Source organism: Geomicrobium sp. JSM 1781026 (assembly GCF_041949955.1).
Lineage (GTDB): Bacteria > Bacillota > Bacilli > Bacillales > Marinococcaceae > Geomicrobium_A.
In genome coordinates this window covers 76390-98753 of the sequence record NZ_JBHFQF010000002.1, presented here as the reverse complement: position 1 = coordinate 98753, position 22364 = coordinate 76390, and the positions used below count along the sequence as shown (strand labels likewise).

Here is a 22364-nt window from a genome sequence, read left to right as displayed (position 1 = left end):
CAGTCCTGACTACTTTTATCAGGGGAAATTATAATGAAATTTACAGTTAACTACATTGAGGAAACCATAGCTCGAACAGAGTACGCACCTATTAAAAGGCTCGACAAGCATACTCTTTCTAAGGAAAGGAAAGCAGAATTACATCAGGTAGAGGACATTGTTAGCTTTGGTGGAGAGGTTATTTACCTGTTTGATGAACTTGTACATATGTATGAGGCACTGCCTTCTCAGAAGAAATATGTTAACGCTGGTGTCAACAAAATGCTCAAATACATGACTGACTTTGAACCTGATATTGAGGTAACTACCGTAATGGTTGAGGGTTGCAAATTAAGGCTTACTAGAACTTACATGAGTAGACTTGTTGAACTGCATTTACAGGCAGTGATTAGAGAAGAACTGCCCAACTTTAAGCACATTGAATATATGTATGTTGATTCAGTTATGGGTGTTGACTTAGTTCTAGAGGATGATCAAAAGAGGTATTATGTTCATGTCACATCTAACACACCTCAGGCAAAAGCCATGCTCAAAAATAAAGAAAGCACAGGCGGACTTTCAGTAAACAGGACATATGTTCCTTACAGCAGAGATTTTGATGGAGATTTAATACTCAAATATGAAACTAGTCAAGCATCCACTTCCACTAAGTTCATCAATGGCTTTCCACTGTTTGATACTGATTATGTAGCATGAAGATTCAAGATGGCTAAGGATACTACAAACATTGGCGAGGATTTTACAGACTGAGTACAGTAAGATTCAGCATTTCAAAGACTGGGCAGACACTCACTTTAATATTGACATTGCAGGGTAGGGCAGATGCCCTGCCTTTTTCTTTATTTAAAAGTGTCACATATAGTGAGGGCTTTCTAATTACAGGACTGATAAATGATCTGTAAGGAGAAGTTATTGTGGCACTTAATAACGAGGCTATTGTTGATGTCGACAACACGCTGACCTACCGAGTGATCTAGCACAAGCTTATCAAAGACCGTTTCTCCATTCGGCTCTGTAACCGTACTTTGCCATTCATACTCATACTTCCCTTTTTGATGACTGAACTGTGCATACCACTCTTTCGAGTGAGCAGGTATCCAACCAGGAATTGCCTCTGGATTGATCAATGTATTCACATCCTTTGCCATTAAATCGTTTATATGTTTAGATAATTAAAAATTCAATTTCAGGAGGAGATTATTTGTCACGATTCAAAATGGTCGTTGCCGTACACTTATTTCTTATAAAGGAAGATCACGTTTTGCTATTAAGAAGGTACAACACTGGTTATGAAGACGGCAAGTATAGCGTCGTTGCCGGTCATCTAGACGGCGACGAGAGGGTTAAAGAAGCAATGGCTCGAGAAGCAAAAGAAGAAGCAGGCATTACAATTGAAGAAAAAGATCTACACATTGCTGGCGTCATGCACAGAAAAGCGAATGATGAGCGAATTGACTTTTTCGTTTCAAGTGACACTTGGCAAGGAGAAATCGAAAATATGGAGCCTGAAAAATGTGACGAGCTCGCATGGTTTGCACTCGATCAACTACCTGAAAACACGATCGACTATGTGCAAAAAGCGCTCGCCAACTTTAGAAGTGACACCTGGTTTGATAGCTACGGGTGGAAAGATTGAAAGTTGAACATCTGCTCGTACTGGATCTCCACTAAAGCCAGGGACTTGTTGACCATAGAATACAGGTGACTAAACATTTGCGTCTCGTTCTTTCACTTAAAAAGTAGAACTTAATATCCTCGTTAACACGAACGAGGGAGCTGATCTTTCTCGTGATTTTAATTCGGTGCTTACCCACTATGGGATGATTTTTTAAGTTTCGAAAGCCTATTAGACTAAAATTTTACCATTGGCCTTTCTATAGTAGGATCTCTCTTTTCTATGGGTAGATTTCCAACATTAGATCTTGTAAAACAAGGAGAATCTTACCATAAAGGGTTCTACGGTAAAATTTCCACCCCCAGCTCACTCGGGGTATATAATAAGACGCCAATTGCCGCAGACATCCGTTTTTGTGACGGTTGCCCAAGGAAAAGTCATCATCACTCACCTGAACGCTCACATAAACGTCGCCAACTGTCACAATAAGAAATATATGAGTCGTCTGGTGCCTTAAAGTGCTCAGTTTGAAGAGCGAATTGTCACATAAAAGAGTTGAGTCGTGCAACCCCATTGACTTCTATAGTAACGATGGAACTCACCGTTCAATTTTTTACCAGCCAGGCAGAAGCTTTACCATAATACGCGTTCAACTCAAATATTTTAGATGTTTATAAAGGATTTCTTTCAGTATTTCTGCACTTTCTGATTCCAGATGCTCAGACAATCTCGCTGCGGCAATAATAGAAATCCATTGATAAATCTCTTCTTCAATGACTCCTGCTTTTTCACAGTAGATGGTCAAATACTGCTCGGCTAAGGGCAGTGAAGACTGGGCAATTAATATGTATGTTCTTGCAACATCGGCTCTCCTGTCGCCAACACTTGCATCGACCCAATCAATGATTGTTACGTCTTCACCATGTATGAGTACATTGTTCGGGTGAAAATCTCCATGACATAACCTCGGTTCAAACTGAATGGCGCTCAATCGGTTTAACAATACATCCTCAACGTTTTTTTCTAAGCCTGCAGCATTTACTTGACGCCGTAATTTGCCTGTCATCGGTTCAAGAGATTCGAATTCAGGTTGGATTTGATGGATTTCTACGTGCACATCCACACAAACCCGGATGTAAAATTCATCTTGTTGTTCATTTTTCAGTAATAGCCGGCCGATCGGCTTTCCTTCGATATACTCCATAACGATCGCTTGTCTACCTTCTACTTCAATAACGTCTTCTACTCTTGGAACACGCAACCCCGTTGAATAAGCTAATCGCTGTTTCTGCGCCTCATACAAAGCTTCCGTTTTTGGTAAATATTCTTTGAATACTTTGACTACGTGATGTTCACACCGATAGAGATCTGCCGTATTTCCTTTCGCAAAAGGACGCTTTACAACCATGATCCACACCATCCTGTCGTTATTCTAGCCATTCATCATTCGCTTTCATTATACCCATACTTGGCGCTGATGATCTTGCAATAATAAAAAGCCGATGGGATCCACCGGCAAAACCCGCACTCTACAACGTTTTCAACAGTTCGTACAAGTTGTTTTTTGCTTCAAAACCAACCCCTGGCGCCTCGGGCAATGCAACGTAGCCATCGCTCACCGCCAATGTGTCCGCAAATCCCCCAAATGGTTGAAATACACCAGGATAAGATTCGTTTCCGTATAACTTTAATCCCGCGGCGATGTTTAACGACATTTGATGGCCGCCGTGAGGGATGCAATTTCTTGATGACCACCCGTGACGTTCGAGCATATCTAGTATTTTCATATATTCAACAAGTCCGTAGCTTAACGCACAGTCAAACTGTAAGAAATCAGTGTTCGGGTTCATCCCACCGTAGCGGATCAAGTTCTCTGCATCTTGTACGGAAAACAAATTCTCACCCGTTGCTATCGCTTGGGGGTACACTTTTGAGAGCTCTGATTGCAAGTGATAATCGAGAGGATCTCCAGCTTCTTCGTACCAAAACAGTTCATACGGTTCAACCGCTCGTCCGAATTCAATGGCTTGCTCAAGCGTAAAGCGCCCGTTCGCATCGACCATAAGATTGCGTCCAGAACCAACCACATCAATCGCCGCTTCAATTCGTTTCAAATCTTCAGCAATGGGTACGCCGCCGACTTTCATTTTCACGGTTGAATAACCCATATCTAAATACGATTTCATTTCATCTTGCAGCTCACTAATCCCTTTACCTGGATAATAATATCCGCCTGCTGCATAAACAAATACCCGTTCATCAACAGTGCCATCCCCGTACTGATCAGCGAGCCATCGGTAAAGAGGCACTTCTTCAATTTTAGCGACCGCATCCCAAATCGCCATATCTAACGTTCCAACCGCTACAGTTCGCTCACCGTGCCCCCCTGGCTTCTCATTGCTCATGAGAATACGATGGATATTTTCAGGAGAGAGGTTTGTCCCTTCCGCATTGACAAGATCATCAGCATTCGCTTCAATAAGCCGAGGAATAAAACGCTCACGCAACAACCCACTCGGTGCGTAGCGACCGTTCGAATTGAATCCATACCCGACGACCGGCTTGCCATCACGAATCACATCCGTCTTCACCGCAACGATTGAAGCCGTCATTTTACTAAAATCAATATACGCGTTGCTAATGTTACTTTTAATCGGTACCGCACGCTCTTCTACTGACACAATTCTCATCGGTTCTCCACTCCTTGTTTTGAATGTTCGACCGTATATAATGCAAATGCCGTGCCAAATCGTAAAAGCGCCGCTATAAGGATTTTCGCATTCACATCTTTCAAATATGAAATCTATCGTTTCTATTCTGAAACCCTTCTCCAAAGTGTCGTCGAACTAATTCCATACGTTTTGCAGAATTCCTCTTTCGTTCCTCGAAACTGAGCATATAGCTTTTGCCACAATTCTTTTTCCATCTGTTTGTAAGACTCGGATACCCGGACCGTCACTTCTTCGGTTCGTTCGGTAGACCGCTCAAGAAATGCTTCCACCCCAGCGCGTGTCAACGTTTGTTCAGGATAAGTAATGACGAGGCGCCGGATCCAGTTTTGTAGCTCTCGACTATTCCCATACCAAGGATAAGCGATTAATGGTTCGAGCACAGAACTGTCCGCCAACGTGATCGGTCTGTTCTCCCGTCTCATTTCTATATGAAAAAAATGTTCCGCTAAAACAGCAATATCTTCCTTTCGGTCACGTAAAGGTGATATATTGAGAGGCAACGTCGCAATCCGGTAATAAAAGTCCGCTTTAAATTCGCCTTCCTCAATCATTTCGGCAATGGGTACGTTCGTCGCACAAATGAGGCGGACGTTAATCGGGATGTTGCGCTCCCCGCCCACTCTTCGTACTTCTTGTTCTTGTAGCACTCGAAGCATCTTCGTTTGAAACGACCGGGACATTTCATTAATCTCATCGAGAAACAATGTACCTTCGTGAGCGAGCTCCAACAATCCTGACCGACCACCCTTTCTCGCACCGGTGAACGCCCCTTCCTCGTAGCCGAACAGTTCACTTTCAAGTAACGCTTCGTTCAAGGCACCGCAGTTCACAGATACGAACGGTTGATGTTGGCGTTTGCTCGCGTTATGAATGCTTTGAGCGAATAACTCTTTACCCGTCCCTGTCTCCCCATAAATGAGCACCGTCCCTTCAGAACGAGCATACAGTTTTGCCTCTTCAATCGTTTGTTGCAGTTCAGCATCCACTGTCAGAACATCGGCAAACGTATGCTTCGCTACAAGCCCTTTATCATAAAGCTCCTTTCGGATCTTAAGCTCCAACTGCTGCACATCTTGAATCGCCTCAAACCATTGAATCGCCCCGCTCATCGTCGACACAGTCGTCACGATCAACTGCTGACCCCCAACCGTCACAACCTTGCGCTCCTCCTCCATCGTTTCCACTTGCTTTTGGAGCGCTTCATGTCGAACGACCTCACGGTAAACATTCGATTTTTTTAGAGAAGGAAATAACGATACCGCATGCTCGTTATACGTCTTGACGTGCTCCAACTCGTCGATGACGATCACCGCTTGCGTCATCGAACCGATGATGAGTTCGAGCTCTTTTCGCTTCGCTCGTTCACGGTGTTGGATTTCTAACGTACGGACCGCTTGGTCCATGGCTTGTTCCAACGCTTCATGACCCGAGCGTAGCAATGTCGCTCGTATCCCTTTTTGTTTGGCAGCGGTGACCGCCCTACGGTCCCCGATCAAAACGTCACTACGATGTTCACGAATCATGCGCTCTAACTCATCTTCATGATGGTAGCGCAGCACGTGAACCGCCCGGTCGTTAAGCGACAATGTATACGCCTCGGTTTGTTCAATCAGCGATGCGTAAAGCAAAACGACAATCGCTTGAGTGCCTTCTTGCGTAGCGACCGCCACTTCACGTAACAAGTCATACGGCGTAATCGGAATTTGTACGTAAGGCAATTCCGTTTGCTCGTGTAAAAACGCCCCCAAACCTCCACGAGAAACGATCAGGTTCGCTGTAGGTGGAATGTGTGCAAGTGTGTCTTTCCAATCGTTCTCTGCGCGGATAAACGTTACGCGATACGGCCGCTCACTCAATTGATTTTCAATCATCTCGATTTGTTCATCTGTCACTTGAAACGGCGCACTAATGACAATCTCTTCCATATCACATCTGCTCCCCTCACGAAAATCTTTCCTGCTGGTACTGCACAGAGGGTTCGTGCATCCGCTCCATCATCTCAACCCAATATGTACGCCCAACACTTTGGCTACGCGATAGATATCCACCGATTTCCTCGTACCAAGCCGTTGCGGTTTCGTGAATCAAATCAAGTTCTACGAGCGCTCGGTCAGAAAACTCGATCCGATCTTCTCGTTCAAGGTTATCGTCAACTTCTCGATGTTCAATCTCCTGCAATTCTTGTAGCATAAAGTCAGCTGTAGCTGTTGTCGTCTGACTCAAGGGAGACGATGCGTTTGCATGAAACTCAAACGCCATCCGCTCCAGCTCATGGCTGTTCTCTTTGATCGTCTCTACCGCGCGAACGACTTGTTCCCATTGTGAACGCGGGATCTCCCCCTCCTCGGTCACCGTTTGGAGAATCTGAGCGAGTAGATAAACCTCATTTTGCATCTGATTTTGGTACATATTGACTTGTAGGCTCAAGTAATTCTGTTGCTCATTGTTCGTTTGCTGAAGTGAACCGGCGTAAAGACCGAGCATCATCACCAAACCGATAAATAGCCAAAATCTTTTCTTAGAAATTTGAATCATGAAAACCCTCCTGTTTTTCAATCTAGCATACCGAGGGTACAGGTGAAACAACGATCTAATTAAAATCTGCTTCCAAAAATAACATTGGAATCATACATTTAATTTTCGCAAATGTTATTGCAGTGAATGTAAAGTTGCAACTAACATAAAAAAAGACTAGACACGGTATTTCATTTGTATTAGTATGTTCATTCGTGATTAAAAAACGAAGGGAGCGGTTGAACATGCGTATGAACTTCTCTAGAAACATGATTCTTGCTGTTTTTATGTTAGGGACATTTGCCGTCGGCATGACGGAATATGTCGTTACGGGGTTGTTAACTCAATTTGCCGAAGATTTAAACGTGGAAGTATCCACTACAGGTTTGCTTTTAACCGTGTATGCGATTAGCGTCGCCATTTTTGGACCGATACTGCGAATCGTGACGCTGAAATTCTCGCCTAAACCACTGTTGTTGGCACTGATGATTTTGTTCATTCTAAGTAATATTTTGGCAGCGACCGCTCCCAATTTCGACATACTATTACTATCGAGACTATTTTCAGCTGCGATGCATGCACCGTTCTTTGGGATTTGTATGTACATCGCCATTAGCATATCTGATCCAACGAAACGGACCGGGGCAATTGCCGCTGTGCAAGGAGGCTTGACGATCGCCATCATGATCGGTGTACCGTTCGGATCTTTTCTCGGCGGAATGTTTGATTGGCGACTCGTCTTTTGGTTCATGGCGGCTCTTGGATTGCTCACGCTCATCGGGATTCTGGTGACAACGCCAAACATCCGGCCATCAGAAGTACCGAAAGTGAAAGATGAATTGCAGATGCTAAAAAATAAAAATGTCCTCATGACGATCGCCATTATCGTGCTCGGGTTTTCTGGTGTGTTCACTGCATATACGTTCAAGGAGCCGATGTACCGGGAGTTTGCCGGCTTTGATGTGACAGGCATTACACTCGGACTCTTTTTCTTCGGACTCGGTGCGGTGATCGGCAACTTCGTCTCCGGTTCGGTAAGACCGAGCCGCTTGACGAGTCGGTTGCTACTCGCACTCGCCGCATTAGCGGTCGTGCTCGTTTCGTTCACACACTTATTGGCGTTTGCACCTATGGCCATTGTGATGAGCTTTCTCTTCGGGGCGGGGACGTTCGGAACGACGCCGCTCCTGAATGCGAAGATCATTCTTGCCGCTAAAGAAGCGCCGTCCCTATCCGGCACAATTGCCGCTTCGGTGTTTAACTTAGCGAATGCCATTGGTGCGGCACTAGGGTCTTTCCTTCTCGGAGCCGGCTTTTCTTACACGACGATTACGTATGTGGCGGGAGCCATGATTACTTTCGGCCTCATTCTCACCTTTATAAACGTAAAAACCGAAGATCGTTCCGTTTATGAAGCGTAATAAATAAAACTCAATAGAGAAGTCGATGTCACTGAAAAAGAGAAATTGTAAATCATATAATAGCATTTCGATTGTTATAAGTAGAAAATCCCACATAGGCCTTCCTATGATGGGATTTTCTTGAGTGGGGAACCATTTTCTACAGAAATCCCCACATTGAATCGTTTTTTGCCCACATAGAAGGTTCTATGATGGGATTTTTACCATTCGCAACCCGCCATGTTGTTGAAATCCCCACACAGATTGGCCCCGATGTTTCGCATTAACGAGTAACTTAGGAAAGGAGACGTTATTTTTACAGTACCCTCGAGAAATTTATGGAGATTTTCCCCTCTTACTTTTTCTCAACCCCCACTTACAACCTCCCCTGGTAGCCCCTCTTTATAATTCATTGCTATACTCGTCACGAAGGGTTCTTTTTAATACTTTGCCGCTTGGATTTTTCGGTAGGGATGGTACCACTTTTATTTGCTTTGGAATTTTGAACTTGGACAATCGTTCTCTGCAAAACTGTGAAATCGCTTCTTCTTGCAAGTCTGATTCAGGCTTAACGACAACAAGTGCAGTAACGGCTTCAATCCAATACGCGTCGGGTGTGCCGATAACAGCAACTTCTGATACACCCTCTAGCTCGTACAACGTTTCTTCCACTTCGCGACTGGATACATTCACCCCGCCAGTATTGATCATATCCTTCTTACGGTCAACGATGGTGAGGTAGCCTTCCTCATCCATAAATCCGAGATCTCCACTATGGAACCAGCCGCCTTTGAACGCTTCTGCCGTTTTCTCAGGATCATCAAGGTAACCCGTCATCGCATGCGGGGTCCGGTGTACAATTTCCCCCACTTCGCCGCGGGCGACTTCCTCATCATTTTCATTAACAATTCGTGTTTCTACATTTAATGATGCCACGCCGGCGGAACCAAGCTTATTCAGTTGATCTTCGGGCTGCAAAGCTGTTGCAAGTGGGGCCACTTCGGTCTGACCGTAGAAATTCCAAAAGCGTGCATTCGGCAAACGATTGGACAATTCTTTTAACACTTCTCTTGGCATGCTCGCCGCTCCGTAGTAGCACTTCTCAAGAGCGACTAGATCTCTAGATGCAAATTCCGGATGGCGCAAAAGGGCAATCCAAACGGTCGGTGGGCAGAACAGTTGTGTCGCCCCTCCTTCTTCAATCGCATCAAAGATCGCTTCTGGCTTCGGCGCACCTAAAATGATGTTCGTACAACCGAGATAAATGCTTGGGCCGAGAAAAACGTGAAGCTGTGCACAATGGTAAAGAGGCAGCGCATGAATCATAACATCATGGGGCTCCATCTTACCTTTAATGATAACGCTTACATACTCGCTAATTAAACTTTTATGCGTGAGCATAACCCCTTTCGGTCGAGATTCAGTTCCGCTCGTATACAACACTTGTGCCAAATCATCGTCTTCAATAAGCGCCTCAACCAATGTTGACGGTTGGTCTTTTCGCAACACATCGAGGGTTAGCCACCCTTCTCGCTCTGTCTCGGTATCTAGCAAATACCGGTTGGCGACCGCGATTTCTGCTGAAGAGACATCGAGTACTGGCGCATACTCTGTGGAGCCAAGCACGGTATTCACTTTGGCATGTTGGAGAATATAACGAACATCAGTCACCGTCAACATGTAGTTAATCGGGACCATCACCGCACCGATGCTCGCTAACGCATACTGAGCGACTACAAAATCGAGGCTGTTTTTTGACATGATGGCGACCCGGTCACCTTTCTTCATGCCTCCGGAAACGAACGTATGAGCGGTTTGATTTACGAGGAAAGTTAACTGTTCATACGTGTATTCCTTGCCCTCATAAACGATCGCCACTTTTTCTGGCACCCGTCGACGGGTTCTTTGGAGCAAGTCGATTAACGTTTGTCTTCGGACTCGTTGCACGGTTGGGTCGATGGACATTGTCGGATTCATGCTTTCACTCCTTATTTTTTTCTTATCATTATTATAATTCAGATAAATAAAATCCCCAATGTATTTTTTTGTCTTGTCCTGTCATACGTCTTTAGAGACTGGTATACTTATACCTAAGACTTTTATCTAGGAGGGTGAGCATGGACAGAGCCGAACTACTCCAAAAGTACCGTGAGAAAAACGAGCAACGTGTAGCTGCCCGTTCTAACATGAACAACGTCAATCGTGCAACGGAGCAGCGAACGAAAGACCGAACGAAAAAAATGAAACAGCTCGAAAACAATTTGAAACGCGAGCGTAAAAAAAATGAAGACTTGCGCTCAGAACGGGATTCATTAAAACGAAAACAACACCATTTCAAACAAAAAATATCAGAACAATCAGTACAATTGGCTGATGAACGGGCATCGCATTCTGAAACGAAAGAGACACTTCATCACGCCGAAAAGCACATATCCGCATTACAAGCACAACTCGAGGCACAACGAACTGAACTCGTTCATATGAACCATATAAAGGAATTGCATCAAAAACAATCGCAACGAATTCGCGATCTAAAGCAGCATAACCAAAGGCAAAAGGAAACGCTCTGGCAGTTGAAAAGCCAACCTTCGACTTTTTCTGCAAATGCGAAGAAGGAGATTGCGCAACTCAACCGCAAAATCCATGAATTACACGAGTTGAAAGATGTAAAACACACGCCCGGGTCACTCGTTTCAAAACTGCGCCGTGAAATGAATGCTCATAATATCGATCAATTGTTCACGAATGGGGAGAATCAACTGGCACGGTTGGCAGAAACCGCTGAAGAGCTGAAGAAATCAAAACATCGACACGTATCGAATGTATCGCCCAGTTCTCCCAACCCGCATACTCATTACGGTCACATTGAGAAAAAGAACGGGCGCTTGTTTTTTATCACACTGAGTAACGAAGCCTTTCAAGCGGTGAGCAACACAGACGTCACCGATGGCACGCCAGTGAACGCAACGATTCGGAACAAAATCGCTTACGTAAATCAAGTGCTGTATCTAAATGTCCGAAAAACGAAAAAGTTGGCTCGAAAAAAGAAAACAGCGTCCGGTCGGCGCCCCCGGTCTCTGGGGCAACACATCGGAAGTTTTCACGTGCTGCTCGTCGGTTCAAAGAGACTGAATCGTTACAAGGCACGGTTGGAGGAGCACGGGCTACAGGTCACGGTCATGAATCCTTATGAAGAGAATTATCATCGGCTTCTTCATGTTCATTATGACTTGGCGATTTTGCTCACCGCTCACGCTCCCCACGCCATTTACCATTATTTCAACACCGCCTCTGCCCATGTTGAAACGATGAAGCACGACAATGAAGAGAATATCGTCGCCCGGGTCCGATTTTTTGCAAAGCAACAGGAATGGCGAAAGGATCGAGTACGAGAGCGTCTTTTCGAATAATTATCGCGCGGCTCGTCCGAGAACGCGGTTGGCTACGACGGTCACGAGAAACGCGCATACGAACGCAACCAGCATGCTGACGACTAACCCGAAAGCATCTGTAGACGCAAACGGCGCCATGAAGGTCGGCAAGTAAGCCGTACCTCGGACATCGAACAATCCGACCATCATGCCGCCGAGCCCTGCCGAAACAATCGCCCCAGCAAAGATGACTTTGCTAGAAAACATGAACGGATACGCCGATTCCACGAACGTTCCGAAACCAAGGTTAATCGTGACTCCTGGTGCAGCGAGCGCTGCTTGACCTCGCTGCTTCGGGAAGAACACATGAGCGAGATTAATTCCTGCGGCAACCATGACGAGTGACACAAGGTCAACAGCACCCAAAAAGCTCGCGCCGGTTCTTTCCATTTCAAATAAGACGATCGGCAAGATGGCGGCATGGTACACGCCGCCTAGTATCGCTGGCCAGATGAGCAAGCCCGAAAGCGTACCGGCTAATATTGGATTGAACGCAATTGCACCTTCTATGCCTGAACGCACGAGCTCGCCGGCTTGCAAAGCAATCGGCCCTAGCACGAAAAAGACAATGAGCCCCGAAGCCAGTCCAGCCAAACCACCAGCAAAGATATTCACCGTCGTCATCGGAAAGCGCCAGCGAATCATTTGCATGAACAATACGTTTACAGAGATACCAGCAAGAATCCCACCGATCATTCCCCCGATAATGCCGCCTTCAATTGATAATGTACCGGCAATGACCCCTGCCACAATCGATACTTCATCTAAATTCGACACTTGCTTGGCGGCAACGACGGCGATGACGACTGGCAGCGCCGCAATTAGGATATCAAAGACCGCCGCGAGGCCAGAAAAGACCGGGACTTTGCTCAACGCCAAAATGAGTGCCATCGCAATGAACGCTGGCAAAGAAGTCATCATGATACCTTTAATATTAATATTCTTTAGAGGGTTTTTCTGATTTTTGTTATTAAAATCTTTCGATAATTGCGGGCGGAACTTGACGCCTCCGTGTTTCGCTAAGGCAGCGACGAATGAAATCGCTCTCGTCCGATTTGTCGTTCCTGTTGTCCCAGAGCTTGCGATGACGTTCGCCCCACTCGCCTGAATATCGGCCATCGCTGTGCCACCGGTTCCGACAATTGGAATTTGACGATCGGTAGCTGCGCGGAGGGCCGCTCGGTTCGCGTTCTTTGGATCAGCACTCATGACGATGAGACCGTCTACGTCTCCGCTATGTATGTGGTCTGCCAATTTCGCATCCCACTGGGCAACCGCTTCGTTTATTTGTTGCAAATGCCCCGTTTCGATTGGTCGGATGTCCCCTTCTACCATCGCGTACAGCGTTGCGCCTGTCGTCTGCTTTGCCCGGTCCATGCTCGCATCTGCGCCAATAAACTGTACGTAATTCACTTGCATATGTGCAGCTTCACACTGTACGAGCAGTTCCTGTAAAAGCTTCTCCGCATCTTGCCCACCATGATTGAACAAGTTTCCGCCGCTACTACCTATGATTGCAACGTTTTTCATAATCTCCCCATCTCCTTGGCGCTTTATCTCTTTATCCCTTTACCATGATATTGTAGCAAAGAATCGAGCCGATGGGTGCGGATTTTTCTGAAAAAGGGCGGAAGAGGGTTGGGATCCTATAACGGTGGTTGATCGACTTTGGCAGTTTCTAGGAGATCGGCGATCTATATAGGATGAACTTAACATTTCCCTGATTGCACACCTTGTTGTTGCTTTCCACTCCAGGCGGATGCTTGTAGTCCAGACTACAAGTGCAACATCGGTGGTCAAAGTACGACCACCGTGTTTTCTATGTACTCCAGAGCACAAGGGCGACATCGGTGGCGAACCCCTGCCACCGTGTTTACTTTGCCGCAAGGACCGGACGAGCCTCCTCGGTCTAACGACGAGGTCACTGAAAAAGAGAAATTCAAAATCATATAACAGCGTTTCGCATGGTCTAAATAGAAAATCCCACATAGAACTTGCTATGATGGGATTTTCTTATGTGGGGAACCATTTTCTACAGAAATTCCCACATTGAATGGTTTTATACCCACATAGACGCTTCTATGTGGGTATTTTAACGATTGCAACCCGCCCTGTTGTTGAAATCCCCACATAGATGGGCCCCGGTGTCGTGTTAACGAGTAACTTAGGAAATGAGACATTATTTTTTCAGCACCCTCCTAACGACCTGCGAGGTCTCGTCTCGGCCCAACTTCTACAGGCGTCACCGCCTTTCGTTCCAAGCAACGGTATTGAATTGGCGACGTTGCTGAACTGAGGTTGCTCAAGATTGGGATTCAACTCGATTCAAGCACTTTGGAGGTCAATAGCAGTAGATACCCATCCTTGCTACGTCTATTGTAAACGATTAAGATCGATCTCAAAGTCGATGAACTTTAGGATTTAACGGGTGGTCTACCATTAGTTTGTGAAGAAATTCTTTAGTTCAACTTATATAGATCGCAATACGGAATGATCATGACGCCACCCTCTGCCCCGCCCCATGTAAAAACCGGATGCCCATAGCGGGACATCCGGTTTTTAGGGATCACGGGTATTGATTAATCGTTGTCTTGGATAATGTACGGTTTGTGTTCGAGGTTATGCACGGTTTTAATATAACGAACAGTCTTCGTTTTGGCGCGCATGACGATGGAGTCTGTTTCGACAAGTCCTCCGCCGAGAAACTTGGCTTCCCCGAGAATTGTGCCTGACGTGACGCCTGTCGCTGAAAAAATCGCGTCATCTCCGGCAACGAGGTCGTCGAGTTGGAGAATGCGGTGTGGGTCTTTGATACCCATCTCTTTACAACGCTCAATTTCTGCATCGTTTTGTGGTTTGAGTCGGCCTTGCATTTCACCACCGAGGCATTTGAGACCGGCTGCGGCAACGACACCTTCAGGGGCGCCGCCGATACCTACGAATAGGTCAACACCAGTGCCCGGAAGTGCTGTTGCAATTGATGCACTAATGTCATTGTCTGAGAACATTTTAACACGGGCGCCTTTTTTCCGAATCTGATCGATTAACTCTTCATGACGCGGGCGTTCTAACACCATAACCGTGACGTCTTCAACTTTTTTATTGCTTGCTTCGGCAACGATTTCAATCGTTTTCTCGATCGGATCGCTAAGGCTTACTTTACCGGCCGCATTTGGACCGACGGCTAGTTTTTCCATGTACATGTCCGGTGCGTGTAGCAGTTTCCCTCGGTCTGCGATGGCTAGCACGGTCATCGCATTCGTATAGCCTTTGGCAACGATCGTTGTCCCTTCAATAGGGTCAACAGCGATGTCGACTTCTGGACCATTGCCTGTACCTAGTTCTTCACCGATATAAAGCATAGGTGCTTCGTCCATTTCGCCTTCACCGATGACGACGCGCCCTTTCATGTTCACCGAGTCAAAAATTTCTCTCATGGCGTTTGTTGCTGCTCCGTCTGCCTTGATCTTGTCCCCACGTCCAAGCCATTTTGCTGCTGCCAAGGCAGCTCCTTCTGTCACACGGGTTACTTCTAATGCTAGTTCTCTATCCATACGTCCCTCCGCCAGTAAACATTATTCGAATAAAATAAGTATATCATATTTTTAATTAGTATAACTCATTTTTATTCGGGAATGTATTCCATCGGTTCTTCCACTCGTGTATATTCATTTTTCTTATAATACGGCTCTCCTGCCTCACTTGGCCAAACGAGAATAAATTCATACTCATGTTCTTTTACCCACTGATGAATATGTTCGAGCAATTGACTGCCAATGCCCGTTCCCCGGTGAGACGGAACGGTATAAACATTCGTCATATACGCAAAAGGACGAGTAACTCTTCCTGGACGAGGAACTTTATCGACGAGTTGGATATAAATGTGACTCACAATAACGCCTGCTCGTTCAGCTACCCAAATGTGCCAACGGTCCCCCGCAATTGCCTCCTCAAGAAATCGGCGGCATTCCTTTTCGTACACGTGTACATCTGCTTGCTCTTTTTCGGGATGATCCTCAATTGTAAAATCCCAGCGCATCTTGATAAGACGCTCCGTATCAAGGGGTTCAGCTTTTCGAATTTGCATGTTTTATACTCCTTTCAGTTCCCGGACTGGACCGGTTTGCATAATGTAATGCCGAGGAGGGCGACTGACATGGGTATGGTTACCGCTAATGAATATATGGAACGGATTGCTGCGATGAACAGCACCGTTTGGCTTGATGGAGAAAAGATCCGTGGGCCTGTGACAAAGCACCCGGCCTTTACATCCGTCATTAAAAGTAAAGCGAATTTGTATGACCTCGTTCATAAACCAGAATATCGAGCGATTTTACAAGCGGATGACGGGTCATCGAACTTCTCCTGGGAGCCGATGACGACCCGAGAACGCTTGGCGAAACGCCGATTGGCAACGCAACTATGGGCAAATGAAAATGCCGGCCTACTCGGACGTTCTCCTGAGTATGGGAATACGATCGTGACAACACTTGCTTGTGCGAAAGATTATTTTGCAACTGCCGGCGAGCAATACGGTGAAGCGATTGAGCAACTATACGAAAACGCGAAACGTGCAGACCTAACATTTACACATACGTTTGTGAATCCAAAGGCTAAGAAATCAACGTCTTTTTTCTCAAAAGAAGAAGAGCAGCCAATTGCAGCAAAAGTCGTTGATGAGACGGACGCGGGCATTGTGATTGAAGGAGCGCGACTGCTTGCCACTCAAGGCGGAATTACCGATGAAGTGATCGTTCTGCCCGCAGGATTAGAGAAGGATTACTTGTTTGCTTTTTCCATTCCTTCTGACACAAAAGGATTGACCTTTTTAGCGAGGCCGTCTTATTCGAAAGATTCACTCTTCGACGAGCCGTATTCTTCGCAATTTGAAGAAGGCGATGCGATCGTCGTTTTTGATTCAGTGTTCGTTCCGTGGGAGCGTGTATTTCTATATAAAAATGAAGAACTCGCCAAGCGTCTCTTCTTCGACACCGGTCTTGAATCTGCGCTTCTCTTTCATGCGTCCAACCGGCAAATCGTAAAAACGGAGTGGATTTTAGGCATTGCCAATGAAATGGTCAATACGTTAAAAATTGGTCAGTTTCAACATATTCAACAGAAAGTGTCTGAAATTATTACAGCGCTTGAAGCGATGCGCGGCTTTGTATATTCTTCGGAAATGCAAGCAGAAATAAACCCCTATGGCATGATGGTTCCGAAGGCTGCTCCGCTGAAAACGGCCGTTTCCTATTATCAGAATACGTACGGGAGACTTGTGGAAATAATCCAGCTCATCGGAGCAAGCAATTTTATTGCGACACCTAACGAAAAAGACTTTAACTCGGAAATCGCTCCGTTGCTTGAACGATTTATGGGTGGCTACGAAGCATCGGCAAAAGATCGGATCCGTTTATTTCGACTTGCAAAAGATTTAACGATGGGTGACTTCGGTTCAAGACAAACGCAATTTGAGCGTTATTTCTACGGAGATCCGATCCGGCTTCAATCGGGGCTTTGCCTCGACTATAATCTTGAACCGTACAGTTCACGTGTGCGGAACTTTCTAGAGAAGCTCAAATAATTCATTCGATGAGAAAGCCTTTTTCTCGTAACGCCGCTTTCGCATTGGTGATCTGCTCTTTTCGGCTTGCTTCCACGAGATGGAGATGTACACCGTCTGTAAGCTGAGAGAGCAGCGCACTTCCTGAGTCTGTTACCCGTTCACAAAACGCATCCACATCACGGCGGTTGGACACATCGATGCGCCCAGAAAGTTCACCATACACTTCATGTTCAATGACGACCGTGTTCACGGTTAACCCGTAATCGACAAACGTATACAATTCGTCTTTCATTTCATCTGGCGCGTGGCGTACCGCAATCCATTCCCGTTCGTTGTTCGCTTGCCCGTCACCCATATACATGTACCCGTGCGCTGTCGCGAGCACAGGTTCTTCCTTTGCCCGCAATATGGACATGTCTTGGACAATCACTTGACGACTGACGCCTGCACGCTCCGCAAGCTCACCACCCTTTAGGGGTGCGCCTTCCTCTTTCAGCCATTGAACGATCGCTTCCCGACGCTCACTTGCTCGTAATTTTTTTTGTGACATTGTTTTCCTCACTTATTTGTTCAAAAGTAGTGATCATTTTCTCAACATCTGCTCGGGTCGTTGGGACGCCGAACGTCACGCGGATGAACTGTTCAGCCTCATGTTGTTTCAGCCCAATCGCAAGCAAAGATTCCGGTGTGTTCGTCTGCCCTGCCCGACAAGCAGATCCGACCGCGATTTGTATGCCTTGACGGTCACATTCGAGCATGAACTGCTGTCCGCTCCAGCCGTCCACGAGAAACCCAAGATGAAACGGCAAACGTTGTCTCGCTCCAACGAGGGAAAAGCGCCCACTTGTTGTCAAACGATCAATCACTTCATCCCGCCAAAACGCCAGCTGCTCGACCTTCGGCAACTGATGAATCGCTTCTTCCATCCCGACCGCAAATGCTGCCACTCCTGCAACATCGACGGTTCCCGGTCGAAACGACGAACGACTGTAAAACGGTTGCCACGGGACGTGGGGAGCGATGTACGCCACCCCTAATCCTTTCGGTGCGTATAGCTTGTGTGCGGACATGCTCATCGCATCGAAAAGGTTCCAGTTCACGGGAACGCGTCCTACAGCTTGGACAGCATCACTATGAAACAGTATATCACGGGACCGGAGCAACTCGCTCAGCTCATCAACCTTTTGCACAGTGCCAATCTCACTTGAAGCAACCGCAAATGTCGCCAAAATCGTTTCACGTCTGATCGCCTTCTCTACTCGTGCTGGGTCAATGTTTCCTTCACCGTCGACGTCCACAAATGTCACTTCATATCCTTGCCCAGACAAATAATCGAGCGTGTCCAACACAGACGGATGCTCGGTCTTTACAGAAAGAATATGATTCCCTCTTTTGCGAGCCGCTTTTGCGAGCGTGACAATCGACAAGAAATTGGCTTCCGACCCTGAACCGGTAAAATGTACACCGTCAGCCTCAATGTTTAAGCTGTGAGCGAACCGCTGATTGGCCACTCGGTATACATCCGTCGCTTCTAGCCCTCGCGTATGAACGCTGTTCGTATTGCCAAACGCCGCTTGAGATACATCATTGTATACACGCAAGCACGTGTCAGACATTGGCGTCGTTGCACTATAATCCAAATAAATCATCTCAATCTCCCCATTGTTTTTTCTTTTATTTTATGTAAATATAGGTGACAAGACAACTGTAAAGTTGGTGAATATTATGATTGTGATCATCGGGACAGGAGTTGCAGGACTCATGGCGGCTTTACAACTTTCAGAAACGGAAGACGTCGTCCTCATTTCAAAAACTCAGGCAACAATGAGCAACTCCACTCGCGCACAAGGTGGGATGGCAGCAGCTGTCGCCGCTAACGACGACACGTTGACTCACGCGACCGACACAATGCAAGCGGGCTATGATCACGGTAACGCTACATACATTCAGATGATGACCCGATTTGCACCAAAAATTGCTCGAACACTCAAAAAGCTCGGTGTGCCGTTTGCACCGACTCTTGGACATGAAGGCGCCCACTCCAAACGGCGAATTCTATACGCCAATGGAGATCAAACCGGTCAAGCAATCACGACTACGCTACTGCAACACGTAAAAAATCGCGTGACCATACACGAACATGAAACCGTCGTTGAACTTGTAACTGAAATGGGACAAATTACAGCTGTACACACGACCAAACGGCGACTTGACCACCCAAAAGCTGTGATCCTTGCTACCGGAGGAGCCGGTCAACTATACGCACGCTCGTCAAACGTAGCTACTGCGACCGGTGACGGCATCGCCCTCGCGTATCGAGCAGGGGCTTCAGTTGCCGATTTGGAATTCGTTCAATTTCACCCGACGATGCTCGAAGCCGCCGGTGGAGGACTCATTAGTGAGGCCGTTCGGGGTGAAGGAGCGGTGCTCGTGAACCGCCACGGTGAACGCATACTCCGCGACGATCTCGCCAGCCGAGATGTTGTCGCACGTGCCATTCATCGTTCCGACACTCCTGTCTTTCTTGACGCACGCCATGTGAAGAACTTCACAAAACGTTTTCCGTCCATTACTCATAATTGCTTAACCTCAGGATACGACCCAACCGTTGATCTGCTTCCTGTTGCGCCAGCTGCTCACTTTATGTGCGGGGGCGTGCAAACGAATGCGTGGGGGCAAACGAACATTGAACGGTTGTATGCGATCGGAGAAGTCGCTTGCACATCGGTTCACGGCGCGAACCGATTGGCGAGCAATTCATTACTTGAAGCGCTCGTTTTCGCTGAAAAGACGAGTGCACATATCGCGAGTGGCGAAGAATGGCGCAAACGCTCATCGTTCTCCTCTTCGCCGCCTGTGCATCACCGTTTGCCCGACCGCGCTGAACTGCAAAAGAAAATGAGCGCATCGGTCGGTGTCGAACGTAATCAAGACGACCTGAACGAGATGCAAGCGTATCTCGAAAGCTATGAATCATTGCCCGCGATAAACAGAACGTGCAGCGAAGACGAACACCTTTTCACCGTGGCGAAACTCGTCACCACCGCCGCACAGTTGCGACACGAGACACGCGGAGCACACATTCGGACAGACTACCCCCATCCAGACCCGAAATGGCAAGGCAAACAAATCACATTCCAATTGAAGGAGGAAAACGATGAACAAACTGCTACTCGACGAACAGTTACACCGCTTCTTACTTGAAGATATCGGTACCGGGGACTTGACGAGCGAATCCATTTTTCAAGATGAGAAAACAGAGGCGTACGTTGTCGCCAAAGCGGGCGGGGTTGTTGCGGGACTGGCCGTTTTTGAGCGAATCTATCAGCTTCTAGACCCGTCTGTTTCTATGAAAACGCACCATCGTGACGGGGATGCGGTTACCGAGGGTGACCACGTCTTGTCGATGCGTGGTCCGGCTGCTCCCCTTTTGACAGGAGAGCGGGTTGCACTGAATGTATTGCAACGAATGAGTGGGATTGCGTCGATGACGCGTTTTGCGGTGGACACGCTCGGGGATCGGTCGATTCGGGTGTGTGATACGCGGAAGACGACGCCGGGGCTTCGTATGTTGGAGAAGGCGGCGGTACGCGCGGGGGGCGGGTTTAATCATCGTTACGGCTTGGATGATGCGGTGATGTTAAAGGAGAATCATATTGCGGCATGTGGGTCGATTTCACTGGCGGTGGAGCGGACGCGGGCTGCGATGGGTCACATGGTGAAGGTTGAGGTGGAGACGACGAGCGGCGCGGAGGTCGAGGAGGCGGTACGTGCGGGGGCGGATGTGATTATGTTTGATAATGCGACGCCAGCTGAAATTGCTCGCTACGTTCCGCTTGTTCCTAAGGGAATCTTAACGGAAGCGTCAGGAGGCATATCGATGGAGACGATTGCGACGTTTCGGGGTTCGGGGGTTGATTACCTTTCGCTTGGCTTTTTGACGCATTCGGTTCAAGCACTTGATTTTAGTATGCTCGTACGAAAGGAGTGTTCGGTATGACGTTTACAGCGATTCGTAGGTTACCTGCACAGTATCGAGAGATGAGTAATAAGGAAAAAATATCGCGTATTGTTGAAGCAAAACGGGAGTTCGGGAGCGACCTGTTCATTCCTGGGCACCATTATCAACGTGAAGATGTGATTCAGTTTGCGGATGTGACGGGTGACTCTTTGCAGCTGGCGCAAGTTTGCGAGACCCGAACGAGCCCGTATATTGTGTTTTGCGGCGTCCATTTTATGGCGGAGACGGCTGATATTCTGACTGACACCGAGCAACGTGTGATGCTCCCTGACTTGAATGCCGGTTGTTCGATGGCGGACATGGCGAACATTTCGCAAACGGAGCGAGCGTGGGAGACGCTAACGGACCAATTTGGGGATACGATTCTTCCACTCACGTACGTGAACAGCACCGCCGCGATAAAAGCGTTTTGTGGCGAGCGCGGCGGCGCGTGTGTGACGAGTTCCAATTCAGGCAAGATGGTGCGGTGGGCGCTCGCGCAAAAGCAACGATTGCTCTTTCTTCCCGATCAGCACCTCGGTCGCAATACAGCTGCAGATCTCGGCATCCCGTTGCACGATATGGCGGTATGGAATCCAATTACGCATGAGTTGGAGCTCGCAGACGGCGCTCGCGTTGAAGACATCCAAGTCATTCTTTGGAAAGGGCACTGTTCGGTGCACGAGAAATTTACGGTCGGGCAAATTGAAGAACTGCGGCAAACTGAGCCGGAAACGAACGTACTCGTCCACCCCGAGTGCACGTATGAGGTTGTGCAAGCAGCAGATTATGCAGGCAGTACCCATCACATAATCGAACGTCTACATACCGCTGCGCCGGGAACGTCTTGGGCAATTGGCACAGAAATGAATCTCGTCAAACGGCTAGCCGCACAGCACACCGATAAACGGGTCTTTTCATTAAACAGCAACATGTGCCCGTGCTTGACGATGAACCGAATTGACTTGGAACATTTAGCATGGACGTTGGATCTGTTACGTGAAGATGTATACCAATTTGAGATTTCGGTTCCAGAAGATATTGCTGACAGCGCCCGCATCGCTCTAAGGCGCATGCTTGAAAATGCGTAAGTCCTTTCAGACACATTT

The 22364-nt window shown here is 47.2% G+C and carries 19 protein-coding genes; 8 read left to right on the top strand and 11 right to left on the bottom strand.

Annotated elements, in window-relative coordinates; translation table 11 throughout:
• The first annotated feature begins 33 nt into the window (after positions 1-33).
• Positions 34-696: a hypothetical protein gene (locus ACE1TF_RS03415; RefSeq protein WP_375014262.1), complete on the top strand. Its 663-nt coding sequence runs from the start codon at positions 34-36 to the stop codon at positions 694-696.
• A 176-nt stretch (positions 697-872) separates the two neighbouring features.
• Here ACE1TF_RS03415 and ACE1TF_RS03410 read toward each other — a convergent pair whose 3' ends face one another.
• The gene (locus tag ACE1TF_RS03410; protein ID WP_375014260.1) at positions 873-1127 is read right to left on the bottom strand and encodes a hypothetical protein; all 255 of its coding nucleotides are present in this window, start codon (positions 1125-1127) and stop codon (positions 873-875) included.
• Positions 1128-1216: 89 nt separating this feature from the next.
• On the opposite strand from ACE1TF_RS03410, the gene ACE1TF_RS03405 reads away from it, so the two are divergent.
• On the top strand, positions 1217-1636 hold the full coding sequence (locus tag ACE1TF_RS03405; protein ID WP_042403708.1) for an NUDIX hydrolase: 420 nt from the start codon (positions 1217-1219) through the stop codon (positions 1634-1636).
• A 628-nt stretch (positions 1637-2264) separates the two neighbouring features.
• Here ACE1TF_RS03405 and ACE1TF_RS03400 read toward each other — a convergent pair.
• The 4 genes from ACE1TF_RS03400 to ACE1TF_RS03385 all read right to left on the bottom strand — a co-directional run bounded on the left by ACE1TF_RS03400 (position 2265) and on the right by ACE1TF_RS03385 (position 6882).
• Positions 2265-3023, bottom strand: a complete 759-nt coding sequence (locus tag ACE1TF_RS03400) for a phosphotransferase family protein (RefSeq protein WP_375014258.1) — start codon at positions 3021-3023, stop codon at positions 2265-2267.
• Positions 3024-3144: 121 nt separating this feature from the next.
• The gene (locus tag ACE1TF_RS03395) at positions 3145-4305 is read right to left on the bottom strand and encodes a mandelate racemase/muconate lactonizing enzyme family protein (protein ID WP_375014256.1); all 1161 of its coding nucleotides are present in this window, start codon (positions 4303-4305) and stop codon (positions 3145-3147) included.
• A 122-nt stretch (positions 4306-4427) separates the two neighbouring features.
• On the bottom strand, positions 4428-6272 hold the full coding sequence (locus tag ACE1TF_RS03390; protein WP_375014254.1) for a sigma 54-interacting transcriptional regulator: 1845 nt from the start codon (positions 6270-6272) through the stop codon (positions 4428-4430).
• A gap of 16 nt (positions 6273-6288) precedes the next feature.
• Positions 6289-6882 carry a hypothetical protein gene (locus ACE1TF_RS03385; RefSeq protein ID WP_375014253.1) on the bottom strand — a complete coding sequence of 198 codons (594 nt, stop codon included), beginning with the start codon at positions 6880-6882 and terminating at the stop codon, positions 6289-6291.
• Between the two features lie 224 nt (positions 6883-7106).
• Here ACE1TF_RS03385 and ACE1TF_RS03380 point away from each other — a divergent pair, with 224 nt between their 5' ends.
• On the top strand, positions 7107-8282 hold the full coding sequence (locus ACE1TF_RS03380; RefSeq protein WP_375014252.1) for an MFS transporter: 1176 nt from the start codon (positions 7107-7109) through the stop codon (positions 8280-8282).
• A gap of 381 nt (positions 8283-8663) precedes the next feature.
• Here ACE1TF_RS03380 and ACE1TF_RS03375 read toward each other — a convergent pair whose 3' ends face one another.
• Entirely contained in the window at positions 8664-10238 is a 1575-nt protein-coding gene (locus ACE1TF_RS03375) for a fatty acyl-CoA synthetase (protein ID WP_375014250.1), read from the bottom strand.
• Between the two features lie 140 nt (positions 10239-10378).
• On the opposite strand from ACE1TF_RS03375, the gene ACE1TF_RS03370 reads away from it, so the two are divergent.
• Entirely contained in the window at positions 10379-11671 is a 1293-nt protein-coding gene (locus ACE1TF_RS03370; protein WP_375014248.1) for a hypothetical protein, read from the top strand.
• Here the strand turns inward: ACE1TF_RS03370 and ACE1TF_RS03365 are convergent, their stop codons facing one another.
• The 3 genes from ACE1TF_RS03365 to ACE1TF_RS03355 form a co-directional block, all read right to left on the bottom strand.
• Positions 11672-13222 carry a PTS sugar transporter gene (locus ACE1TF_RS03365; RefSeq protein ID WP_375014246.1) on the bottom strand — a complete coding sequence of 517 codons (1551 nt, stop codon included), beginning with the start codon at positions 13220-13222 and terminating at the stop codon, positions 11672-11674. It abuts the gene before it with no gap.
• 1049 nt (positions 13223-14271) lie between these two features.
• Positions 14272-15246, bottom strand: a complete 975-nt coding sequence (gene glpX / locus ACE1TF_RS03360) for a class II fructose-bisphosphatase (RefSeq protein WP_375014244.1) — start codon at positions 15244-15246, stop codon at positions 14272-14274.
• A gap of 71 nt (positions 15247-15317) precedes the next feature.
• Positions 15318-15779: a GNAT family N-acetyltransferase gene (locus tag ACE1TF_RS03355; protein WP_375014242.1), complete on the bottom strand. Its 462-nt coding sequence runs from the start codon at positions 15777-15779 to the stop codon at positions 15318-15320.
• 69 nt (positions 15780-15848) lie between these two features.
• On the opposite strand from ACE1TF_RS03355, the gene ACE1TF_RS03350 reads away from it, so the two are divergent.
• Positions 15849-17273 (top strand): 4-hydroxyphenylacetate 3-hydroxylase family protein, encoded by a 1425-nt coding sequence (locus ACE1TF_RS03350; protein ID WP_375014240.1) that lies wholly within the window; start codon positions 15849-15851, stop codon positions 17271-17273.
• A gap of 1 nt (position 17274) precedes the next feature.
• On the opposite strand, the gene ACE1TF_RS03345 is transcribed toward ACE1TF_RS03350, so the two are convergent.
• Positions 17275-17805: a transcription repressor NadR gene (locus ACE1TF_RS03345; protein WP_375014238.1), complete on the bottom strand. Its 531-nt coding sequence runs from the start codon at positions 17803-17805 to the stop codon at positions 17275-17277.
• Positions 17777-18904 (bottom strand): cysteine desulfurase family protein, encoded by a 1128-nt coding sequence (locus tag ACE1TF_RS03340; protein WP_375014236.1) that lies wholly within the window; start codon positions 18902-18904, stop codon positions 17777-17779. Before ACE1TF_RS03340 ends, ACE1TF_RS03345 begins: the two co-directional genes overlap by 29 nt.
• A gap of 76 nt (positions 18905-18980) precedes the next feature.
• Here ACE1TF_RS03340 and nadB point away from each other — a divergent pair, with 76 nt between their 5' ends.
• The 3 genes from nadB to nadA are packed head-to-tail and all read left to right on the top strand — an operon-like array spanning position 18981 to position 22346.
• Positions 18981-20459: an L-aspartate oxidase gene (nadB, locus tag ACE1TF_RS03335; RefSeq protein WP_375014234.1), complete on the top strand. Its 1479-nt coding sequence runs from the start codon at positions 18981-18983 to the stop codon at positions 20457-20459.
• On the top strand, positions 20413-21255 hold the full coding sequence (nadC, locus tag ACE1TF_RS03330) for a carboxylating nicotinate-nucleotide diphosphorylase (RefSeq protein WP_375014232.1): 843 nt from the start codon (positions 20413-20415) through the stop codon (positions 21253-21255). Before nadB ends, nadC begins: the two co-directional genes overlap by 47 nt.
• Positions 21252-22346: a quinolinate synthase NadA gene (gene nadA / locus ACE1TF_RS03325; RefSeq protein WP_375014230.1), complete on the top strand. Its 1095-nt coding sequence runs from the start codon at positions 21252-21254 to the stop codon at positions 22344-22346. The genes nadC and nadA overlap by 4 nt, the downstream gene beginning before the upstream one ends.
• Positions 22347-22364: the final 18 nt, after the last annotated feature.